Source organism: Streptomyces sp. CoH27 (assembly GCF_020181035.1).
GTDB classification, from domain to species: Bacteria; Actinomycetota; Actinomycetes; order Streptomycetales; family Streptomycetaceae; genus Streptomyces; species Streptomyces camelliae.
Genome location: NZ_JAIQYY010000005.1, coordinates 240791 through 259469 on the forward strand (window position 1 = coordinate 240791; position 18679 = coordinate 259469).

General features: G+C 71.0%; 17 protein-coding genes, 1 tRNA gene and 2 pseudogenes. 10 read left to right on the forward strand and 10 right to left on the reverse strand.

Translation table 11 applies throughout. From position 1 onward, the window contains the following. Positions 1–206: pseudogene (locus LE548_RS10015) on the reverse strand (hypothetical protein); the annotation flags it as partial. A 209-nt stretch (positions 207–415) separates the two neighbouring features. On the opposite strand from LE548_RS10015, the gene LE548_RS10020 reads away from it, so the two are divergent. Next, the gene (locus LE548_RS10020; RefSeq protein ID WP_225096318.1) at positions 416–829 is read left to right on the forward strand and encodes a hypothetical protein; all 414 of its coding nucleotides are present in this window, start codon (positions 416–418) and stop codon (positions 827–829) included. 34 nt (positions 830–863) lie between these two features. Then, complete coding sequence (locus LE548_RS10025; protein WP_374116050.1) at positions 864–1760, forward strand: spermidine synthase; 897 nt, start codon at positions 864–866, stop codon at positions 1758–1760. Positions 1761–1769: 9 nt separating this feature from the next. Here LE548_RS10025 and LE548_RS10030 read toward each other — a convergent pair whose 3' ends face one another. Next, on the reverse strand, positions 1770–2270 hold the full coding sequence (locus LE548_RS10030) for a hypothetical protein (protein WP_225096320.1): 501 nt from the start codon (positions 2268–2270) through the stop codon (positions 1770–1772). A 100-nt stretch (positions 2271–2370) separates the two neighbouring features. Here LE548_RS10030 and LE548_RS10035 point away from each other — a divergent pair, with 100 nt between their 5' ends. From LE548_RS10035 to LE548_RS10045, 3 genes are all read left to right on the forward strand, one after another. After that, positions 2371–3090: a response regulator transcription factor gene (locus tag LE548_RS10035; RefSeq protein WP_225096321.1), complete on the forward strand. Its 720-nt coding sequence runs from the start codon at positions 2371–2373 to the stop codon at positions 3088–3090. Continuing rightward, entirely contained in the window at positions 3087–4478 is a 1392-nt protein-coding gene (locus LE548_RS10040) for a HAMP domain-containing sensor histidine kinase (RefSeq protein WP_225096322.1), read from the forward strand. The genes LE548_RS10035 and LE548_RS10040 overlap by 4 nt, the downstream gene beginning before the upstream one ends. Positions 4479–4610: 132 nt before the next feature. Beyond that, entirely contained in the window at positions 4611–6065 is a 1455-nt protein-coding gene (locus tag LE548_RS10045) for a cellulose binding domain-containing protein (protein ID WP_225096323.1), read from the forward strand. Between the two features lie 65 nt (positions 6066–6130). Here the strand turns inward: LE548_RS10045 and LE548_RS10050 are convergent, their stop codons facing one another. The 4 genes from LE548_RS10050 to LE548_RS10065 all read right to left on the reverse strand — a co-directional run bounded on the left by LE548_RS10050 (position 6131) and on the right by LE548_RS10065 (position 11148). Next, positions 6131–7561, reverse strand: coding sequence for a GH1 family beta-glucosidase (locus LE548_RS10050; protein ID WP_225096324.1), 1431 nt, complete (start codon positions 7559–7561; stop codon positions 6131–6133). A gap of 99 nt (positions 7562–7660) precedes the next feature. Further along, positions 7661–8566: a carbohydrate ABC transporter permease gene (locus tag LE548_RS10055; protein ID WP_225096325.1), complete on the reverse strand. Its 906-nt coding sequence runs from the start codon at positions 8564–8566 to the stop codon at positions 7661–7663. Positions 8567–8576: 10 nt separating this feature from the next. Beyond that, entirely contained in the window at positions 8577–9593 is a 1017-nt protein-coding gene (locus LE548_RS10060) for a carbohydrate ABC transporter permease (protein WP_225096326.1), read from the reverse strand. A 229-nt stretch (positions 9594–9822) separates the two neighbouring features. Beyond that, on the reverse strand, positions 9823–11148 hold the full coding sequence (locus LE548_RS10065; RefSeq protein ID WP_225096327.1) for an extracellular solute-binding protein: 1326 nt from the start codon (positions 11146–11148) through the stop codon (positions 9823–9825). Between the two features lie 318 nt (positions 11149–11466). On the opposite strand from LE548_RS10065, the gene LE548_RS10070 reads away from it, so the two are divergent. Next, complete coding sequence (locus LE548_RS10070; protein ID WP_225096328.1) at positions 11467–12522, forward strand: LacI family DNA-binding transcriptional regulator; 1056 nt, start codon at positions 11467–11469, stop codon at positions 12520–12522. Between the two features lie 107 nt (positions 12523–12629). On the opposite strand, the gene LE548_RS10075 is transcribed toward LE548_RS10070, so the two are convergent. Further along, positions 12630–12995, reverse strand: coding sequence for a DoxX family protein (locus LE548_RS10075; protein ID WP_225096329.1), 366 nt, complete (start codon positions 12993–12995; stop codon positions 12630–12632). Between the two features lie 87 nt (positions 12996–13082). Here LE548_RS10075 and sigJ point away from each other — a divergent pair, with 87 nt between their 5' ends. Further along, complete coding sequence (sigJ, locus tag LE548_RS10080) at positions 13083–14042, forward strand: RNA polymerase sigma factor SigJ (RefSeq protein ID WP_225096330.1); 960 nt, start codon at positions 13083–13085, stop codon at positions 14040–14042. Between the two features lie 88 nt (positions 14043–14130). Further along, positions 14131–14341 (forward strand): annotated as a pseudogene (locus tag LE548_RS10085) (SAM-dependent methyltransferase); the annotation flags it as partial. Between the two features lie 110 nt (positions 14342–14451). On the opposite strand, the gene LE548_RS10090 reads toward LE548_RS10085, so the two are convergent. The 3 genes from LE548_RS10090 to LE548_RS10100 form a co-directional block, all read right to left on the reverse strand. Next, positions 14452–14524, reverse strand: a tRNA-His gene (locus LE548_RS10090). A 106-nt stretch (positions 14525–14630) separates the two neighbouring features. Beyond that, a complete protein-coding gene (gene orn, locus LE548_RS10095; protein ID WP_225096331.1) occupies positions 14631–15233 on the reverse strand; it encodes an oligoribonuclease in 603 nt (200 codons plus the stop codon). A gap of 112 nt (positions 15234–15345) precedes the next feature. Next, the gene (locus LE548_RS10100) at positions 15346–16551 is read right to left on the reverse strand and encodes a helix-turn-helix domain-containing protein (RefSeq protein WP_225096332.1); all 1206 of its coding nucleotides are present in this window, start codon (positions 16549–16551) and stop codon (positions 15346–15348) included. 818 nt (positions 16552–17369) lie between these two features. On the opposite strand from LE548_RS10100, the gene LE548_RS10105 reads away from it, so the two are divergent. Further along, positions 17370–17897 (forward strand): universal stress protein, encoded by a 528-nt coding sequence (locus tag LE548_RS10105; RefSeq protein WP_225096333.1) that lies wholly within the window; start codon positions 17370–17372, stop codon positions 17895–17897. A 130-nt stretch (positions 17898–18027) separates the two neighbouring features. Continuing rightward, on the forward strand, positions 18028–18570 hold the full coding sequence (locus LE548_RS10110) for a GPR1/FUN34/YaaH family transporter (RefSeq protein WP_225096334.1): 543 nt from the start codon (positions 18028–18030) through the stop codon (positions 18568–18570). Positions 18571–18679 lie beyond the last annotated feature (109 nt).

Here is an 18679-nt window from a genome sequence, read left to right on the forward strand (position 1 = left end):
GCGTAGTTCGGGCAGCGGATCTCGCCCGCCTCGACCCTGCCGACGTAACGCGCGTCACAACTCACCCGCTCACCGATCTCGCGCGCGGCGCGCCGTACGAGCGCCGCGAACTCGGCCGGTGAGCGCCTGCCGCGCAACTGCCGGAAGGCGAGGTTGGGCCGCAGTGGCCGGTCGGGCTGTGACGAGGTCACGGTTGACGACGCCATGGCCGGGTCCTCTCGTGCGAACCGTCGAACCGGGCATGAACGTACCTGCTGTGACGGACCCGCCACGCGGTGTTTGGCTACAAACCGGATATCTCATCCACGATCTGCCATGAAGTGCCATCCTTTGCGGCGCACTTGTGCCGTAGCCGTTGACGGGCTCGCGCGTTGGACAGGTTGGACCGCAACAGTGCTGTGTGGTGGAGGCCGGGATGGAGACCAGCCAGAGCAACGAACGCTGTACGTCGCCGTCGTCGGACGCGGGGGGTGGCGCGGACACGGCGGCGTGCGACCTCGTGACGGTGCCCGCCCGGCAGGGACTGGAGGCGGTCGACATCCTGCGGCGCGGTTCCGGCGACACGATGGGACCCGTGCTGCACGACGACGGCTGCGGCACCCTCGGCTTCCTGGTCCCGGCCGGCACCGCGGCCTGCTGGGACGTCCCGGGCAGCACCTGCACGGAGACCGACGGGCGCGGCATGCGACTGACCCCCGAACCGCCGGTGGAGGGCTCGGACTGGCTGCTGCCTCCCGGCGAGGCCGACCTCGCCACCGACCCCGTGGTGCTGCGCAGGGCGCTCGGCGAGGCGGCCCGGCTGATCGAGGCGGCCGACAGCCGCCGGTGAGGCACCCGGCCCCGGCACCTGCGAAAATGGGCCGGTGGGCAGGTCGAGGAGTACGCGGAGCACGAAGGACACCGGGCGCACGCGGCGCGGGCCGGCCGCCGTGGAACCCGTCGTGGAGGCGGTCGACGGCGGTCTCGCCCAGCTCGTCCCCGATCCCGACCGCGGCCGTGCCTGGACCCTGCTGATCGACGGCGCCCCGCAGTCGCACGTCGACCTGGACGACCCGGCGTATCTCTCCTTCGAGTACCAGCGCCGCCTCGGCCATGTCATCGACCTCGTCGCCCCGCCCGGCAAGCCCGTGCACGCCGTGCACCTCGGCGGCGGCGCGCTCACCCTCGCCCGGTACGTCGCCGCCACCCGGCCCCGCTCCACCCAGCAGGTCGTCGAGCGGGACGCGAGCCTGGTCCAACTGGTGCGCCGGGAGCTGCCGTTGGATCCGAACGCCCGGATCAGGGTCCGGTCGGTGGACGCGCGCGCGGGGCTCGGCAAAGTCCCCGACGGCTGGGCGGACCTGATCATCGCCGACGTCTTCAGCGGCGCCCGCACCCCGGCCCACCTCACGTCCACCGAGTTCCTGGACGAGGTCCGCCGCGCGCTGCGGCCCTCCGGGGTCTACGCCGCGAACCTCGCCGACGGCCCGCCGCTCGCGCATCTGCGCGGCCAGATCGCCACCGCCGCCGCCCGGTTCGCGGAGCTCGCGCTGATCGCCGACGCGGCCGTGCTGCGCGGCAAGCGCTTCGGCAACGCGATCCTCGTGGCCTCGGACGCCCCGCTCCCGCTCGCCGAACTCACCCGCCGCGCCGCCTCCGACCCCCACCCGGCCCGCCTCGAACACGGCAAGCCGCTCCTGGACTTCACCGGCGGGGCCGTACCCGTGACGGACGCGGCAGCCGTGGCGTCGCCCGCGCCGCCGCCGTCGGTGTTCCGGTAGGCCGGTCCCTCAGTAGTTCCCGACCTCCACATGCGGCGGCCCGTCGTGCCAGGTGCAGAACACCGACACCCGGTCCGTGCCCCGGGTGAACTCCACCCGGATCCAGGTGTCCGTCTTCCACACCTGCATCGACCAGCCGGCCCCCGGTGTCGCCGAGACGAACGTGGCGCCGGCCGCGCCCAGGTCGAACACCGCCCGGCCGCCGTCGGTGTCGTACGCCTTGACCTGGCCGGAGGTGGTCGCAGATGGGCTCGGGGTGTGGGCCGGGGTGCGTGAAGGTGTGGGCGTCGGGCGTGGTGACTGTGTCCGCGAGGGGGAGACGGAGGACGACGGCGGTGGGGGCGCGGGCGTCGAGGCCTGGTTCTTCGCGTCGGCCGCCGTGACCGGCAGGGCGCGCGGCGGGTCGTACGCCGTCCCGGCCATGACCGTGTGCACACCCCACCACGACAGCGTGACCGCCGCTCCCGTCGCGAGCAGCCACGCCATCACCGGTACGAGTCCTCTGCGCATCGCGGGCCATACTGCCTCACCACCCACACGGGTTGTCCACAAGCCCCGAGTTGTCCACAGGCCCGAACGGGGTCCGCCGGCATGGCGTACGGTGCGGCGCATGGCAAGTGTGCTCGTGGTCGAGGACGACCAGTTCGTACGCTCGGCGCTGATCCGGCATCTGACCGACGCCGCGCACACCGTGCGCAGTGTCGGTACGGCGCTGGAGGCGCTGCGCGAGGTCGCCCATCTCCGCTTCGACGTGGTCGTCCTGGACCTCGGACTGCCGGACCTGGACGGCTCCGAGGCCCTGAAGATGCTGCGCGGCATCACCGACGTGCCGGTCATCATCGCCACCGCCCGGGACGACGAGACGGAGATCGTCCGGCTGCTGAACGCGGGGGCGGACGACTATCTGACCAAGCCGTTCTCGGTCGAGCACCTGTCCGCCCGGATCGCCGCCGTGCTGCGCCGCGCCCGGTCCGCCGGTGCCGAGCCCCCGTCCTCCCCGGTGCTCCGGGTCGGCGGCCTGAGCGTCGATCCGCTGCGCCGCCAGGCCGAGCTGGACGGGGTCCGCCTCGACCTCACCCGCCGGGAGTTCGACCTGCTCGCCTTCCTGGCCGGCCGGCCCGGGGTCGTCGTCCCGCGCAAGGAACTCCTCGCCGAGGTCTGGCAGCAGTCCTACGGCGACGACCAGACCATCGATGTGCATCTGTCCTGGTTGCGCCGCAAATTGGGGGAGACGGCCGCTCAGCCGCGTTATCTGCACACCCTCCGGGGTGTCGGCGTGAAGCTCGAACCCCCGGCGGCTCCTCCTGCGGACGGGGTGCCGGTGCGATGAGGTGGGCCCTGGTCAAGGTGTGCCTGGCGGTCACCACGATGGTCGTGGTCGCCTTCGCCGTGCCGCTCGGACTGGTCGTCAAGGAGATGGCCCGCGACCGGGCGTTCACAGGCGCCGAGCGGGAGGCCGCCGCCGTCGCGCCCGCGCTGTCCATCACCACCGACCGGGACAAGCTGGAGCGCGTGGTGGCCTCGGCCGGCGCCGACTCCGGGATGGCCGTGCACCTGCCCGCCGCCGACGGCCGCCCCGCGCTCGACCTCGGCAGACAGCGCGCCGCCGGCCGTGACATCGAGGCCGTGCGGCGCATGGGCCGGGCCTCGACGACCTCCGTCCCGGGCGGCTCCACCCTGCTCCAGCCGGTCGCGCTCGGCTCCGGCACCATCGCGGTCGTCGAGGTCTACGTCCCCGAGTCCGAGGTCACCCATGGTGTCGGCACGGCCTGGGCGGTGCTCGCGGCCGTCGGTCTCGCGCTGATCGTCGGCTCGGTCGCCGTCGCCGACCGGCTCGGGGTGCGCATGGTGCGGCCCGCGCAGCGGCTGGTGCGGGGCGCGCACGAACTGGGCGAGGGCAAGCTGGGCTCCCGGGTGCCGGAGGACGGCCCCACCGAACTCAGGCTCGCCGCCGCCGCGTTCAACTCCATGGCCGACCAGGTCGTACAACTTCTCGCCAATGAAAGGGAGTTGGCGGCCGACCTCTCTCACCGCCTGCGCACTCCCCTCACCGTCCTCCGGCTGAACGCGGCCTCCCTCGGCGCCGGACCGGCCGCCGAGCAGACCCGGGCCGCCGTCGCCCAGCTGGAGCGCGAGGTCGACACCATCATCCGCACCGCCCGGGAGGCCAAGCCGCAGACGGCCGCGGCCGGGCCCGGTGCCGGGTGCGACGCGGCCGAAGTGGTGCGCGAACGCATGGAGTTCTGGTCCGCGCTCGCCGAGGACGAGGGCCGGAAATGGCGGGTGGCCGGCGTCGAGAGACCGGTGCGGACACCCGTGGCCCGCGCCGATCTGGCCGCCGCGCTCGACGCCCTGCTCGGCAACGTCTTCCGGCACACCGCCGAGGGCACCGCCTTCGCGGTCGACGTGCACAACGGCGAGGACGCGGTGATCGTGCTGGTCTCCGACGCGGGCCCCGGCATATCCGACCCGGACGCCGCGATGGCCCGGGGCCGCGGCTCGGGCAGCGCCGGCTCGACCGGACTGGGCCTCGACATCGTGCGCCGGCTCGCCGAGTCCACCGGCGGGGACGTGCGCATCGGCTCCTCGGTGCTGGGCGGGACCGAGGTGCGGATCTGGTTCCAGCTGGACGGACGCCGGCCGGTCGGGCGGGGACACCGCGGCGGTGTGCGCCGCCGCCGACCGGGCAGACCGGTCCCGACTGGTCTCGACCATTAACCGTCCCCGATCCCTTCCTTAAGCGCACCCTAAGGTCTGCAACGGCCGTCCCGATCAGGCCGTTTGTCCGATTCCGGCTCGCTAGCGTGCTGCCGCACCCCACCCCCGTGAGCATCGAAGGCAGGCAGGCGCATGAGCACGCACCGGCGCAGGATCAGTGGCAGGAACAAGGCGATCGGCGGCCTCGTGGCCGCGGCCGTCGCGGGCGGCGGCGCGGTCCTGCTCACCGGTACCGCGAACGCGGCCGGGGTGAACGCCGCGTACACGAGGACCAGCGACTGGTCGACCGGCTACACCGCCCAGTACGTCGTCACCAACAACAGCGGCTCGCAGGAGAAGAGCTGGACGCTGGAGTTCGACCTCCCGGCGGGCGCCAGGCTCAGCTCGCTGTGGAACGGCGAGTCGAGCGTGAGCGGTTCGCACGTCACCGTGCAGCCCGCGAAGTGGGACACCGAGGGCCTCGCCCCGGGCAAGTCCGTGACCGTCGGCTTCGTGGTCGACGGCAGCGGCGCCCCGACCGGCTGTCGTATCGACAACTCCCCGTGCTCGGCGGACAGCGGCCCCACCCCCGAGCCGAGCGGCCGCCCCACCGACACCCGGTCCCCGTCCCCGGCCCCCACCCCGACGGTCACGAAGACCACCACTCCCACCCCCACCGCCGGCCCCACGACCGGCACCGGCAGCGGCACCACCGCCTCCGCCGGCTTCGCCCCCTACGTCGACACCTCGCTCTACCCGGCCTTCGACCTGGTCGGCGCGGCGGACGCGACCGGGGTGAAGAACTACAACCTCGCCTTCATCACCGACGGCGGCGGCTGCACCCCCAAGTGGGGCGGCGTGACCGACCTGACCAGCGATGCCGTGGCGGCGCAGATCGGCGCCCTGCGGGCCAAGGGCGGTGACGTCCGGGTCTCCTTCGGCGGCGCCTCCGGCTCCGAGCTGGCCACCACCTGCTCCTCGGCGGACGCGCTGGCGACGGCGTACGGCAAGGCGATCGACGCGTTCAAGCTGACCAAGGTCGACTTCGACGTCGAGGGCGGCGCGCTGCCGAACACGGCGGCCAACACCCTGCGGGCGAAGGCGATAGCGAAGCTCCAGGCGCAGCACCCGGGCCTGGACGTCTCCTTCACCCTGCCGGTGATGCCCGAGGGCCTCACCCAGGACGGTGTGAACCTGGTGTCGAACGCCAAGTCCAACGGAGTGAAGGTCTCCACCGTCAACATCATGGCGATGGACTACGGCGCCTCGTACAACGGCGACATGGGCGACTATGCCCAGCAGGCCGCCACCGCCACCCAGGCCCAGATCAAGGGCGTGCTCGGGCTGTCCGACGCGGCCGCGTGGAAGGCCGTCGCGATCACTCCGATGATCGGGGTCAACGACGTCTCCGCCGAGATCTTCAAGGTCGACGACGCCACCCAGCTGGTGGACTTCGCCAGGTCCAAGGGCCTCGGCGGGCTCTCCATGTGGTCGGCGGCCCGCGACAAGCAGTGCGCCGGCGGCGCGAAGAACTCCGCCGACCCCACCTGCAGCTCCATCGTCCAGGCCCCGTTCGCCTTCTCGAAGGCCTTCGGCGCCTTCAATTGATCAGTCCGGCGTGATCATCCCTATGGAGGTACGGCCCGCCCCCACGACGGGCCGCGCCCCGTCTTTCAGGCGGCCGAGTCCGCAGGCGACAGCGTCCCCGTCCGGGCCACCTCCCCGTACCACCGGGCACTCGACTTCGGGGTGCGCTCCAGCGTCGCGTAGTCCACGTACACCGCGCCGAAACGCTTGCCGTAGCCGTACGCCCACTCGAAGTTGTCCATCAGGGACCACAGGTAGTAGCCGCGCACATCGGCACCGTCGGTTATCGCCCGGCGGACCGCCGCGAGGTGGCTGTGCAGATAGGCGATGCGGTCGGGGTCGTGGACGCGGCCGTCGGGGTCGGGCTTGTCGTCGTAGGCCGCGCCGTTCTCGGTGACGTACAGCGGCAGGCCCGGGGCCTCGCGCGTGTAGCGCATGATCAGGTCGTACAGGCCGCTCGGGTCGATCGTCCAGCCCATCTCCGTGCGCTCGCCCGGAGTCTGGTGGAACAGCACGTCGTCGGCGCCCGGCCAGGGGGAGTGGTCGCTGCTGCCGTGGCCGTCCGCCCGCGGGCCGGTGACGTCGCAGGACGCGGCCGAGACCAGCGTCGGGGTGTAGTAGTTCAGGCCCAGCGCGTCCAGCTCCGCGTTCGCCGTGCGCAGGTCGCCGTCCAGGACGTACGACCAGTCGGTGACCGGGGCCGTCGCCGTGAGCAGCGACTCCGGGTAGGCGCCGTGCAGCATCGGGCCGTGGAAGACCCCGTTGGCCAGGTCGTCGATCCGGCGGGCCGCGGCCAGATCGGCCGGGTCCTGCGAACGCGGCCGTACCACCGAGGAGTTGAGGCTGACGGCGATCTGGTTGCGGGCCGGCATCACCGAGCGCAGCGCCGACGCCGCCAGTCCGTGCCCCAGGTTGAGATGGTGGGCGGCGCGCAGCGAGGCCACCGGGTCGGTACGGCCGGGGGCGTGGACACCCGAGCCGTAGCCCAGGAAGGCGCTGCACCAGGGCTCGTTGAGGGTGATCCACTGCTCCACCCGGTCGCCGAGGGCCTCCCCGACCAGGCGCGCGTACTCGGCGAAGCGCAGCGCGGTGTCCCGCTCCGGCCAGCCGCCCGCGTCCTCCAGCTCCTGCGGCAGATCCCAGTGGTAGAGGGTGAGCGCCGGCTTGATGCCATGGGCCAGCAGCTCGTCCACCAGCCGGCGGTAGAAGTCCAGGCCTCGCTGCACCGCCGGGCCCCGGCCCGTCGGCTGCACCCGGGGCCAGGACACCGAGAAGCGGTACGCGGTCAGGCCCAGCTCCGCCATCAGCGCCACGTCGTCGCGGAAGCGGTGGTAGTGGTCGACGGCGATGTCACCGGTCTCGCCGCCGGCCGTCCTGCCCGGCGTATGGCTGAAGGTGTCCCAGATGGAGGGGGTACGGCCGTCCTCCCGCACCGCCCCCTCGATCTGGTACGCCGAGGTCGCCGCACCCCACAGGAAGGCGGGCGGGAAGGTGACGGAGGAGACAGAGTCAGGCATGGAAGCGCTCCCATAAGAGGTCGTGGAAGACCGGTGAAGTGAGAAGAGCGAGGGAGCCGGGACGGCGGTGGCCCGGCCCCCTTCAGCGCGATCGGGTGCTCAGCCCTTGACCGCGCCCTGCATGATCCCGCCCACGATCTGCTTGCCGAAGATCGCGAACACCAGCAGCAGCGGCAGCGTGCCGAGCAGCGCGCCCGCCATGATCAGCGACTGGTCGGGCGTGTAGCCGCGGCCCAGCGCGGAGACCGCGACCTGCACGGTCGGATTGCCGTTCTGGGTGAGCACCAGGAACGGCCACAGGAAGTCGTTCCAGGTCTGCACGAACATCAGCATGCCGAGGACCGCCATCGCCGGCCGGGCCGCCGGGAACACCACGTGCCACACCACACGCCAACTGCTCGCGCCGTCCACCCGGGCCGCCTCGATGATCTCGTCCGGCAGCGCCTGCATCAGGTACTGCCGCATGAAGAACACCCCGAACGCGCTCACCAGCGACGGCAGGATCACCGCCTGCAACTGGTCGGTCCAGTCCAGCTTGGCCACCATCATGTACAGCGGGATGATGCTGAGCTGCGGCGGCACCATCATCGTGCCGATCACGATCAGCATCATGGCGTTACGGCCCTTGAACCGCAGCTTGGCGAAGGCGAACCCGGCGATCGTGGACAGGAAGACGATGGTCCCCGCCGAAACGCCCGCCACGAATGTGGTGTTGACGAACGCCTTGCCCAGATTGGCGTCGTTCCAGGCGACGTTCAGGTTGTGCGCCAGGTTCGAGCCGAACCAGAACGGCGGCGGGGTCTCGGCCAGCCGGTTGTTGTCGCGGGACGCGGCGATCGCCGTCCACACCAGCGGGAACAGCGAGCCGATCGAGAACAGGATCAGGACCGCGTAGGCGACGGGGCCCGCGTGCAGCGTCCCGCCGGCCCGCGCCGCCTTCGGCCGCCGAAGCCGCCCGGGCTCCTTGTCCGTCGCCCCGGTGGTCGGGGTCAGGGTCGTCGTCACGGCCGTACTCCTAACTACTCTCGCGCAGGCGGCGCGAGATGACGTAGTTGACGATCCCGATCACGATGAGGATCAGGAACATCGTCCAGGCGATCGCGGAGGCGCGGCCCAGGTGCTGGTTGACCCAGCCCTGCTCGTACAGGTACAGGCCGAGCGTCTGGAACTGGTGCTCGGCGCCGCCGGAGGCGCCCTTGTTGGCGTCGAACATCAGCGGCTCGCCGAACAGCTGCGAGGCGCCGATCGTCGACACGACACAGGTGAACAGGATCGTCGGGCGCAGCTGCGGCAGTGTCACATGGAAGAACTGCTGCCAGCGGTTGGCCCCGTCCAGCGCCGCCGACTCGTACAGGTCCTGCGGGACGGCCTGCATCGCCGCCAGGTAGATCAGCGCGTTGTAGCCGGTCCAGCGCCAGACCACGATCGAGGAGACCGCGATCTGCGAGGGCCACTTGTCGTTCTGCCAGTCGATGTGGCCGCCGCCGACGAAGTGCAGCGCCCAGTTGATCATGCCGTAGTCACGGCCGAAGAGCAGCACGAAGACCAGCGAGGCGGCGGCGATCGACGTCGCGTACGGCGCCAGCATCACGACCCGGAAGAAGGTCGAGGCACGCAGCTTGTAGTTGAGGATGTGGGCGAGCCCCATCGCCATCGCCAGCTGCGGGACGGTCGAGATGATGCCGATGGTCAGGGTGTTCTTCGCCGCGTTCCAGAAGAAGTCGTCGTCGAAGATCCGGGTGTAGTTGTGCAGCCCCGCCCACTGCATGTCGGTGGGCGCGGTCAGCTCCACCGTGTGCAGCGAGGCCCAGCCCGTGTAGATCAGCGGGAACAGCCCGAAGGCGATGAAGAGCAGGAAGAAGGGGGAGACGAAGGCGTACGGACTGAAGCGCATGTCCCGCTGCCAGCGGCGGGACAGCCGCGCCCGCCGCCGCTCGTCCGCCGTCCGCACCACCTCGGGGCGGGCCGGGGCCGCGCCCCCCTCCTTCGCGGGGGGCGCGGCGGTGTCGTGCCGGGGTGCCGTTCCGGTCACCTGACGTCTCCTACGAGGCGTTGGCCTTCAGGCCGGAGCCCAGGAGGCATCCACACGATCGGGTGAACTGTGCTCGATGCGTTGCGAGAACCAGGCATGTGGCTGGATCCTTGATCTCGGTTAGACCGGGCTTCCAACCCGGCTGGTGTTGATCGCGTAAGACTCGATCGCTTGCTGAGTGACCGAGCGGCGTGAGCCAGGAATCCCCTTGCTCCGGCCGGGGGAGGGTTCAATTCTCCAGGTTGTTGTCGATGGTCTTGGTGGCCGTGGACCAGGCCTCGTCAGCGGACTTGCCCTTGGTCACCAGGATGACGCCGTTGTCCGTCAGGCCCTGCTGGATGATCTGGTCCTTCGGGCCGATCGGCTGGGTCGGGATGGACTTGGCGGCCTGGGCGAAGATCGTGCCGATCGGGGCGTCCCCGGTCATCTGGTTCTTCGCGCCGGTGACCTGGGACATCGTGTACGCGGACGGTGCGCTCGGGAAGCTGCCCTGGACGGCGAAGAGCTTGGCCTGCTGGGCGGGCGCGGTCAGCCAGGTCACGAACTTCTCGGCCTCGGTGACGTTCTTGCCGGACTTGGGCACGGTCAGGAACGTGCCGCCCCAGTTGCCGGCCTGCGGCGCCTGGGCCACGTCCCACTGGCCGGCGGCGTCCGCCTTCGACTTGCCCTTGATGTAGCCGAGCATCCACGGCGGGCAGGCCACCGCGGCGAACTTGCTGTTGGAGATCAGCTGGTCCCAGCCCGGCTGGAACTGGGGCTGCGACTGCACCAGCCCGTCCTTGGCGGCCTGCGCGGTCAGGTTGAAGGCGCTCCGCACGGCCGGGTTCGACTTGTAGATGACCTTGCCGGAGGCGTCGTAGAACTTCTGGCTGGCGCTGCTGAGGATCGCGTTGAGCAGACCGCCGGGGGAGTCCATGAAGGTGGTGCCGCTGGGCGCCTTCTTCTTGTACTGCTCTCCGGTGGAGACGAGCTTGCTCCAGTCACCGGCCCACAGCTTGGACACCTGGTCGCGGTCGGAGGGCAGGCCGGCCGCCTTGAACAGGTCCTTGCGGTAGCAGATCGCCATCGGCCCGATGTCGGTGCCGAGGCCGATGGTCTGGCCGCCCTGGGTGGTGGCCTGCTGCCACTTCCAGTCCAGCCAGTTGCTCTTGTCGACACCCGCGACCTTGGACAGGTCCTCCAGCTTGCTCGCCTGGGTCTGCACGACCTCGGCGATGTTGCCGACTTCGACGGCCTGGACGTCCTGCAGACCGCTGTTGGTGGTGAGGTGGTTGACCAGGGCCGGGTAGTAGTTCTCGTTCTTCTCGATCACGTTCTCCTGGATCGAGATGTTCGGGTGCAGCTTCTCGTACTCGGTGTAGAGGCCGGCCTCCTTGAAGCCCATGGTGCCGAACAGACCCAGGGTGATCGTGGTCTTGCCCTTGCCGCCGCCGTCGCCCGAGGTGTCGGACTTGCTGCCGCTGTCGTTGGCGCAGCCGGTCAGCAGACCCGTGGTCATCGCGGCCACGGCCGCGAGGGCCCCCAGCCTGCGAGACCGGCGGATGCTCGTGCGCATTGCGTCCTCCTGTTGCCTGACGTGCCGACCCCCCGGCCAACTGCACTGTTGGGCCCGTCTGTCACTCGCTGCGGCTCGGGCGGGGAACGTGCGGGACGTGTATGTGTCAGGTAGTGTGGGAGCGCTCCCACAAGTGATGTGTTGAAGGGTCGTCGGTTCGAGGCGGGGTGTCAAGGGAGTGCGCGCGGAGGAGTGCGTTCGGTTATCGGGCTGTTAGCCGGGGGCGGAGGTCCGGGGGCGGCAGCCCCACGGACGGCAACCGGACGAGCGGTGCTGTTACATTCGGCCAGCACAGGGAACGGCGGAAAGGCGGAGCCCATGGCAAGCCACGGAGCGCGGGGCCGGAGCGGTGGGCGGCCCACGCTCGAAGAGGTCGCCGCACGGGCCGGGGTCGGCCGGGGCACGGTCTCGCGGGTGATCAACGGCTCGCCCCGGGTCAGCGACGCCACCCGCGCCGCGGTCGAGGCGGCCGTCGCCGAACTCGGCTACGTCCCCAACACCGCGGCCCGTGCACTGGCCGCCAACCGCACGGACGCGATCGCCCTGGTCGTCCCGGAACCGGAGACCCGCTTCTTCGCCGAGCCGTACTTCTCCGACATGCTGCGCGGTGTCGGCGCCGAACTCGCCGACACCGAGATGCAGTTGCTGCTGACCTTCGCGGGCAACGACCGGGGCCGCCAGCGCCTCGCCCAGTACCTGGCGGCCCACCGGGTGGACGGCGTCCTCCTGGTCTCCGTCCATGCCGACGACCCGCTGCCCGACCTGCTGGCCCAGCTGGAGATCCCGGCCGTGATCAGCGGCCCGCGCTCGGCCGGCGAGACGCTCACCTCGGTGGACTCGGACAACTACGGCGGCGCCCGCCTGGCCGTGGAGCACCTCCTGGCCCGGGGCCGCCGCCGGGTCGCCCACATCACCGGCCGCCTGGACGTCTACGGCGCGCAGCGCCGCGTCGACGGCTACCGCGACGCCCTGCGTGACGCGGGCCACGGGGTGGACGAACTCCTCATCGAACCCGGCGACTTCACGGAGGAGGGCGGCCGGCGCGCGATGACGGCACTGCTGGCAAGGCACCCCGACCTGGACGCGGTCTTCGCCGGCTCGGACGTGATGGCGGCGGGCGCCCGTCAGGTGCTGCGCGAGGCCGGCCGCCGTATCCCCGAGGACGTGGCGCTGATCGGCTACGACGACTCCGCCATCGCCCACCACATGGACCCGCCGCTGACCAGCGTCCGCCAGCCCATCGAGGAGATGGGCCGCGCGATGATCGACCTCCTCCTCGCGGAGATCGCCGACCGCCGCCCGGCTGCCTCGCGCGGGCTGGAGCGCCGGCATGCGGTGCTGCCGGCGGAGCTGGTGGTACGGGCGTCGTCGTAGCCTTCGGGCTGCCGCTGGTCCTCGCAGGGGTAGCGGATATCGACGCGGGAGCCCCCTCGGAGTGGTATCGCATCACGTACCGGCTCAAGACTCGCGCTGGACTACGGTCACAGGCGACCCCACGCCACGAAGGCGGCCAGGGCGATGTAGAGCAGGTCCACCAGGACGAGGTGGAGTTCGTGGCGGCGGATGCGGGTGAGTGCCGCGCCGATCATGAGCAGGACCAGACCGGCGGCGGCCAGTGGGACCAGGACCGGGGCGATGCCGAACACGGCGGGCAGGATCAGGCCCGCCCCGCCCAGGATCTCCAGGGCGCCGATGGCCTTGACGCCGCCGGAGCTGAAGTCGTTGACCCATTCCCCGGCGGCTCCGGCGGCGGCGATCTTCTCCTTCGGCGTGGCCAGCTTGTAGCTGCCGCCGAAGATGTAGGCGGCGGCCAGCAGCCCGGCGACGATCCACAGAGCGACGTTCATGAGGTTTCTCCCTGCTGAGTGGTTGCCTGTGCGCTGTCGCCCCTCTAGGACAAGAGACCCCGGCGTTCTGTGAAAGGAAGAGATGTGATGCGCGTCACCGCGGGAGCGGACGCCTACGGATACCGGCCGCTGCTGTTCTCCATCGCCTACGGGATGACCGGATCCGTCGGCGATGCCGAGGACATCGTGCAGGACGCCTTCCTCGGCCTGACCCGCGCGCACCGGGCCGGGACCACGGTCGGGAACGTGAAGGCGTACCTGACCACGGCGGTCACCCGGCTCGGCATCAACCACCTGGGCTCGGCGCGGGTACGGCGCGAGACCTACGTGGGCGACTGGCTGCCGGAGCCGGTCGTCACGACCACCGACCGGCCCGGACCGGCCGAGCACGCCGAGCTGGCCGACTCGCTGTCGATGGCGTTCCTGGTGCTGCTGGAGATCCTGACCCCCGTGGAGCGCGCGGTGTTCGTGCTGCGCGAGGTCTTCGGGTACGGCTACCCGGACGTGGCCGGGATCGTCGGCAAGTCCGAGGCGAACTGCCGGCAGATCTTCGCCCGTGCGAGGAAGCGGGTCGCCCCCGACGGGCGGTCGGCCGAGCCGGTGTCGCCGCCGGTGCGGCGGGCCGAGGGTGCGGAGCTCGCCCGCAGGTTCTTCGAGGCCGCCGACAGCGGTGACATGGACGCGCTGCTCGGCCTGCTCAGCCCCGACGTGGTGTTCCAGGGCGACGGCGGCGGCAAGGCGCAGGCGTTCGGGACGTCGGCGGCGGAGCCGTGGCGCGTCGTCCGGATGCTCGTGGGCGGCTTCCGCCGGGTCCGGACGCTCGGGGCCGCCTTCCGGCCTGCCTGGGTCAACGGCCGGCCGGGTGCCGTGGCCTACGACGCCGAGGGGCGCGTGGCGAGCGTGGTCGAACTCGACATCGCCGACGGCGTGATCCGGGCGATCCACGCCCTGACCAACCCCGACAAGCTCGCGCACCTCGGTCCGGTGTCCGACATCGGGCTGCTGGCGGGCGAGGAGGCGAACCGGCGGACGGGCGGCGGCTGTTGAGCCATAGGTTTGGATCAGGACGCGACCGGTTCCGCTGAGGAGAGTCCCACGCATGAGCGATCACGCGCCCCTGTCCGGACCGGCCGGGGGCGCGACGGCGTACGTGGACGCCGATCTGTACGACCCGGAGCGCATCCTCGCAGCCGCCGCGGGGACACTCGACGCGGCCGCCGCGGAGACACGCGACCTGGCCCCGTCCCACGGCGCTGATCCTCAGCGGCATCCTCGGCCATGTCGCCGACGACGACGAGGCCTGCCCGCGCGTCCGCCGGCTGCTGGACGGTCTGCCCCTCGGCAGCTCAGGGCAGTCGCCGGTGGCGATCGGGCGGTATGGCGGGGTGGGGCCGTAAGCACTGAGAAGCAGTTCGGCCGGTGGTCCGCTTGCGCGGGCCACCGGCCGACTGATCAGGGTGAGTGACGGGACTCGAACCCGCGACATCCTGGACCACAACCAGGTGCTCTACCAGCTGAGCTACACCCACCATGACCGGTGGTGGAACTTGTCGTTTCCCCGACCGGCCGAGAAGAAGTCTACAGGGTCCGAAGGGGTGCTCGCGCACACGTTTTCGCGAGCACCTTTCCCGGGCCCTACTGCGCGGGCAGGACGTGTTTGGCGGCGATCGCCTTCGCCGTGTCGGAGTCGGGGCCGGGCTGGGGCACGAAGACGGCCTCGCGGTAGTAGCGCAGCTCGGCGATCGACTCGCGGATGTCGGCGAGGGCCCGGTGGTTGCCGTTCTTCTCCGGGCTGTTGAAGTACGCCCTCGGGTACCAGCGGCGGGCCAGCTCCTTGATGGAGGAGACGTCCACGATCCGGTAGTGGAGGTAGTCCTCCAGGGTCGGCATGTCGCGCAGCAGGAAGCCGCGGTCGGTGCCGACGGAGTTGCCGCACAGGGGAGCCTTGCCGGGCTCCTTCACGTACTTCTTCACATACGCCAGCACCTGCTCCTCGGCGTCCTTGAGGGTCGTGCCGTTCGGGAGCTCGGCGAGCAGCCCGGACGCGGTGTGCATCTGACGCACCACCTCCGGCATCGTCTCCAGTGCCTGGTCCGGCGGGCGGATGACGATGTCCACCCCCTCGCCGAGTACGTTCAGCTCGGAGTCGGTGACGAGGGCGGCCACCTCGATGAGAGCGTCGTCGGACAGCGAGAGGCCGGTCATCTCGCAGTCGATCCACACCATGCGATCGTTCATGCGACCACCCTAAAGCGGGCCTGAGCTTTTCGGTCCCCCTGTGCGGAGTGCTCTGCGGGGAAGCGCGAGAGCTGACCAGGGGGGCGGGACGGGCCCGCCCCCCTGGTCACTCTCAGCTCCCGTGCCTCGGCCCCGGCAGCAGGCTCACCGCGCCCGCCGGAGTGCGGCGGCTCTGGATCGGTACGCCGCTGTCCGGGTGCAGGAGGGCCGGTACGTGGCCCACCGGGCCCGGGGCGGGCAGGCCCGTGGGGGCGCCGGGTACGGGGACCGAGGGTTCCGGCTCACCCGGTTTGTCGCCCTGCGGCCGGCGGGCGCGGTAGGCGGCCCGGTAGGCGGCGGGGGACGAGCCGAGCTGGCGGCGGAAGTGGCCGCGCAGGGCCACCGGCGAGCGGAAGCCGCAGCGGCCCGCCACCTCGTCCACGCTGTAGTCCGACGTCTCCAGGAGGCGCTGTGCCTGCAGGACGCGCTGGGTGATCAGCCACTGCAGGGGTGCGCTGCCCGTGAGCGAGCGGAACCGGCGGTCGAACGTACGGCGGCTCATGTAGGCGCGTGCCGCCAGCGTCTCCACGTCGAACTGCTCGTGGAGGTGTTCCAGCGCCCAGGCGACGACCTCGGCGAGCGGGTCGGCGCCGATCTCCTCCGGTAAAGACCGATCGAGGTAGCGCTCCTGGCCGCCCGAACGGCGCGGCGGGACCACCAGGCGCCGGGCGAGCGCGCCGGCCGCCTCGTTGCCGTGGTCCGTCCGCACGATGTGGAGACAGAGATCGATTCCGGCCGCCGTACCCGCTGAGGTGAGCACGTCGCCGTCGTCCACGAACAGTTCCCGTGGATCGACGTGCACCGACGGATAGCGCTTGGCCAGCGTCGGCGCGTACATCCAGTGGGTGGTCGCCGGGCGGCCGTCCAGCAGGCCCGCCGCCGCGAGGACGAAGGCGCCGGTGCACAGCCCTACGATGCGGGCCCCCTCCTCGTGCGCCCGGCGGAGTGCGTCGAGCGCCTCCTCCGGTGGCGGCGAGGTGATCGACCGCCAGGCCGGTACGACGACCGTCCCGGCGCGGGAGATCGCCTCCAGCCCATGCGGTGCGGTGAGTTCCAGGCCCCCTGTGGTCCGCAGCGGGCCCTCCTCGCCGGCGCACACCAGCAGTCGGTAGCGCGGCACGCCGGCGTCCTGGCGGTCGATTCCGAACACCGACAGCGGAATGGAACTCTCGAAGATGGGGCCGCCGCTGAACAGCAGCACCGCGACGATCTCCTTGCGGCGGCGCCCGGAGAGTTTCCGGGCCGCGGCTTCCGGCGCGGCAGTGGAGTCGTGGCTCATACTGCTAAGCCCCCCTCGGTGGTCGCGGCTCCTCGGTTGTGTCGCTCCTGCACGTTTCCCCTCGGTCCTGCACGAGTCCCCCGCCGTAAAGACAGTCAAGATCGAATCTACTGGCTACCGCGGTCTCACGGTGGCCGGTTCGACACGCCGGACATTGTCGACATGACAACTTGGCGTGAAGCATTCGATCACGAAGCGTTGCACTCGCGAGGGGTGTAGGGAAGTACGCCTTGTGGCAGTGGCCGAACCGCGTAGGGTGCGCAGCCGCTCGTGGACCCTTTCCGTGCAGGTCAAACGGGGGTTGGGGGGTGCCCGGGACCCCCCTGGGGTGGCATCGAGAAGTTGGCCGAAAAGAGACGTTCGGGGGTACGGAAACAGGTCAGTCGACCGGTGTCTGTCCCCGGGTGTGAGGCCTGCCGCTTTGCGCACCGAAGCGTTCTGCCCGCCGGCGGCGAGGTGCCGGCCCTGGCTCGCCCGGTTCAACGCCTGTCCGGCCGGACGGTCACCGTTCGCTCACCATCCGTATGGATACGGATCCTGTCCGTACGGATGTGGAGCCTGTGCAAACCGCCTGTACGGGCCAGCAACCATTGCGTTACGGGCGCCGCTCGTGCATGCTCCGGTGAACCCCTACGGACGTCGGGGGGCCGCTTACGGAGCGTGCGCGGGATCTGGGCTCAGGAGGCGTGCCGCCGTACCCTTGGGGGTATGGGGTTGGGAAGATGTTTCCCGGACACGGCTCTGGGAACGGCTCCACCGCACACTTCCGTCGCACACTGTCGTCCCCACCCATAAAGGATCACAACGCCGAGACAGCCATGGCCGGTCACGAATTCTTCGAACCAGCGGACCGCAAGCGGCCGGTCGCCGACCCCACGGCGGCCGATCCCCAGGCGGCGGCAGAGCCACGTCCATCCTGCGACCCCGCGTTCCGGCACGGAGTCGTCGTCGGCTTCGACGGCTCCACCTCCAGTGAGCGCGCCCTCGCCTACGCCATCGGGATGGCCCATCGCTCCCACTCCGGCCTGATCATCGTCCATGTCGCCAACCGGCTGCCGTCCACCGTGTGGGCCGGCTGCGAGCCGCCCGTCTTCGTCGACGTGCCGGACCACCGCACGGAGGTCCTCGGGCTGGAGCTGGCCTGTGCGGACTATCTGGCCGAGGTGCCCTGGATCCTGGTCGAGCGGGGCGGGGACATCTGCCACGAACTCGAAGAGGTGGGGCGGGAGTACGAGGCGGACGCGATCGTCGTCGGCTCCACGCAGGGCATCGTCGGCCGGATCTTCGGCTCCGTCGCCGGCCGCCTCGCCAAGCGGGCGCAGCGGCCCGTGATCGTCATTCCGTGACGGTCGTCCCCTGAGCTCCTCAACTCCCTTGGTGCAGCGCGAAACTACTCGCGCGTAGAGGTGGTTTGTGCCCTTGTGAAGGGCATATATCGGTCACCCGCGCAACAGCACAGCATGAAGGGAGCCCGCCGTGGACAACGGAAGTACTACGGTGGTCGGCCGACTCGCCCTGGGAATCACCCTGTTGGCGTTCGGCCTCGGTACGACAGGCGTGATCCACGGTGTGGCCGCGTCCGACGCCGTGTCAGTGGCCCACTACGTGGGCGGAGTTGCTCTGTTCCTGGTCGGCCTGCTGGCCTTCCGCGGCGGCGACGGCGTTTCCGGCACGGGCTTCGCGGCCCTCGGCGCGCTGTGGTTCACCTGGGCGGTCGGCGGTCATTCCTCCGCCAACGCGGCCGGACTCTTCCTGCTCCTCTTCGCCCTGGTGGCGCTCACCCTGACCCTCGCCGGCGGGGACAGCCTCGGCCAGGTCATGCACGGGCTGCTGTTCCTGGCGATGCTGGTGCTGGCTGTCGCGGCCTTCGCCGACAGTTCGTCTCTGGCCAAGGTGGGCGGCTGGGTCGCCGCTGTGTCCGGTGCGGTGGCCTGGTACGCGGCCACGGCAGCGCTGGCTCACTGGCCGACGGCGCTTCCGGGCCGTGCTGCTGGCCGGGGGGTGACGGCCGCCGGCTGATCCGAGCAGCACTGAAGGGACCCCCACGTGAAGGTGGCCACGTGGGGGTCTGTTCTTTGCGCCTGAGCCGGCGCCGCTCTCGCGGACGTGGTTGCTCGCCGCGGGGGTT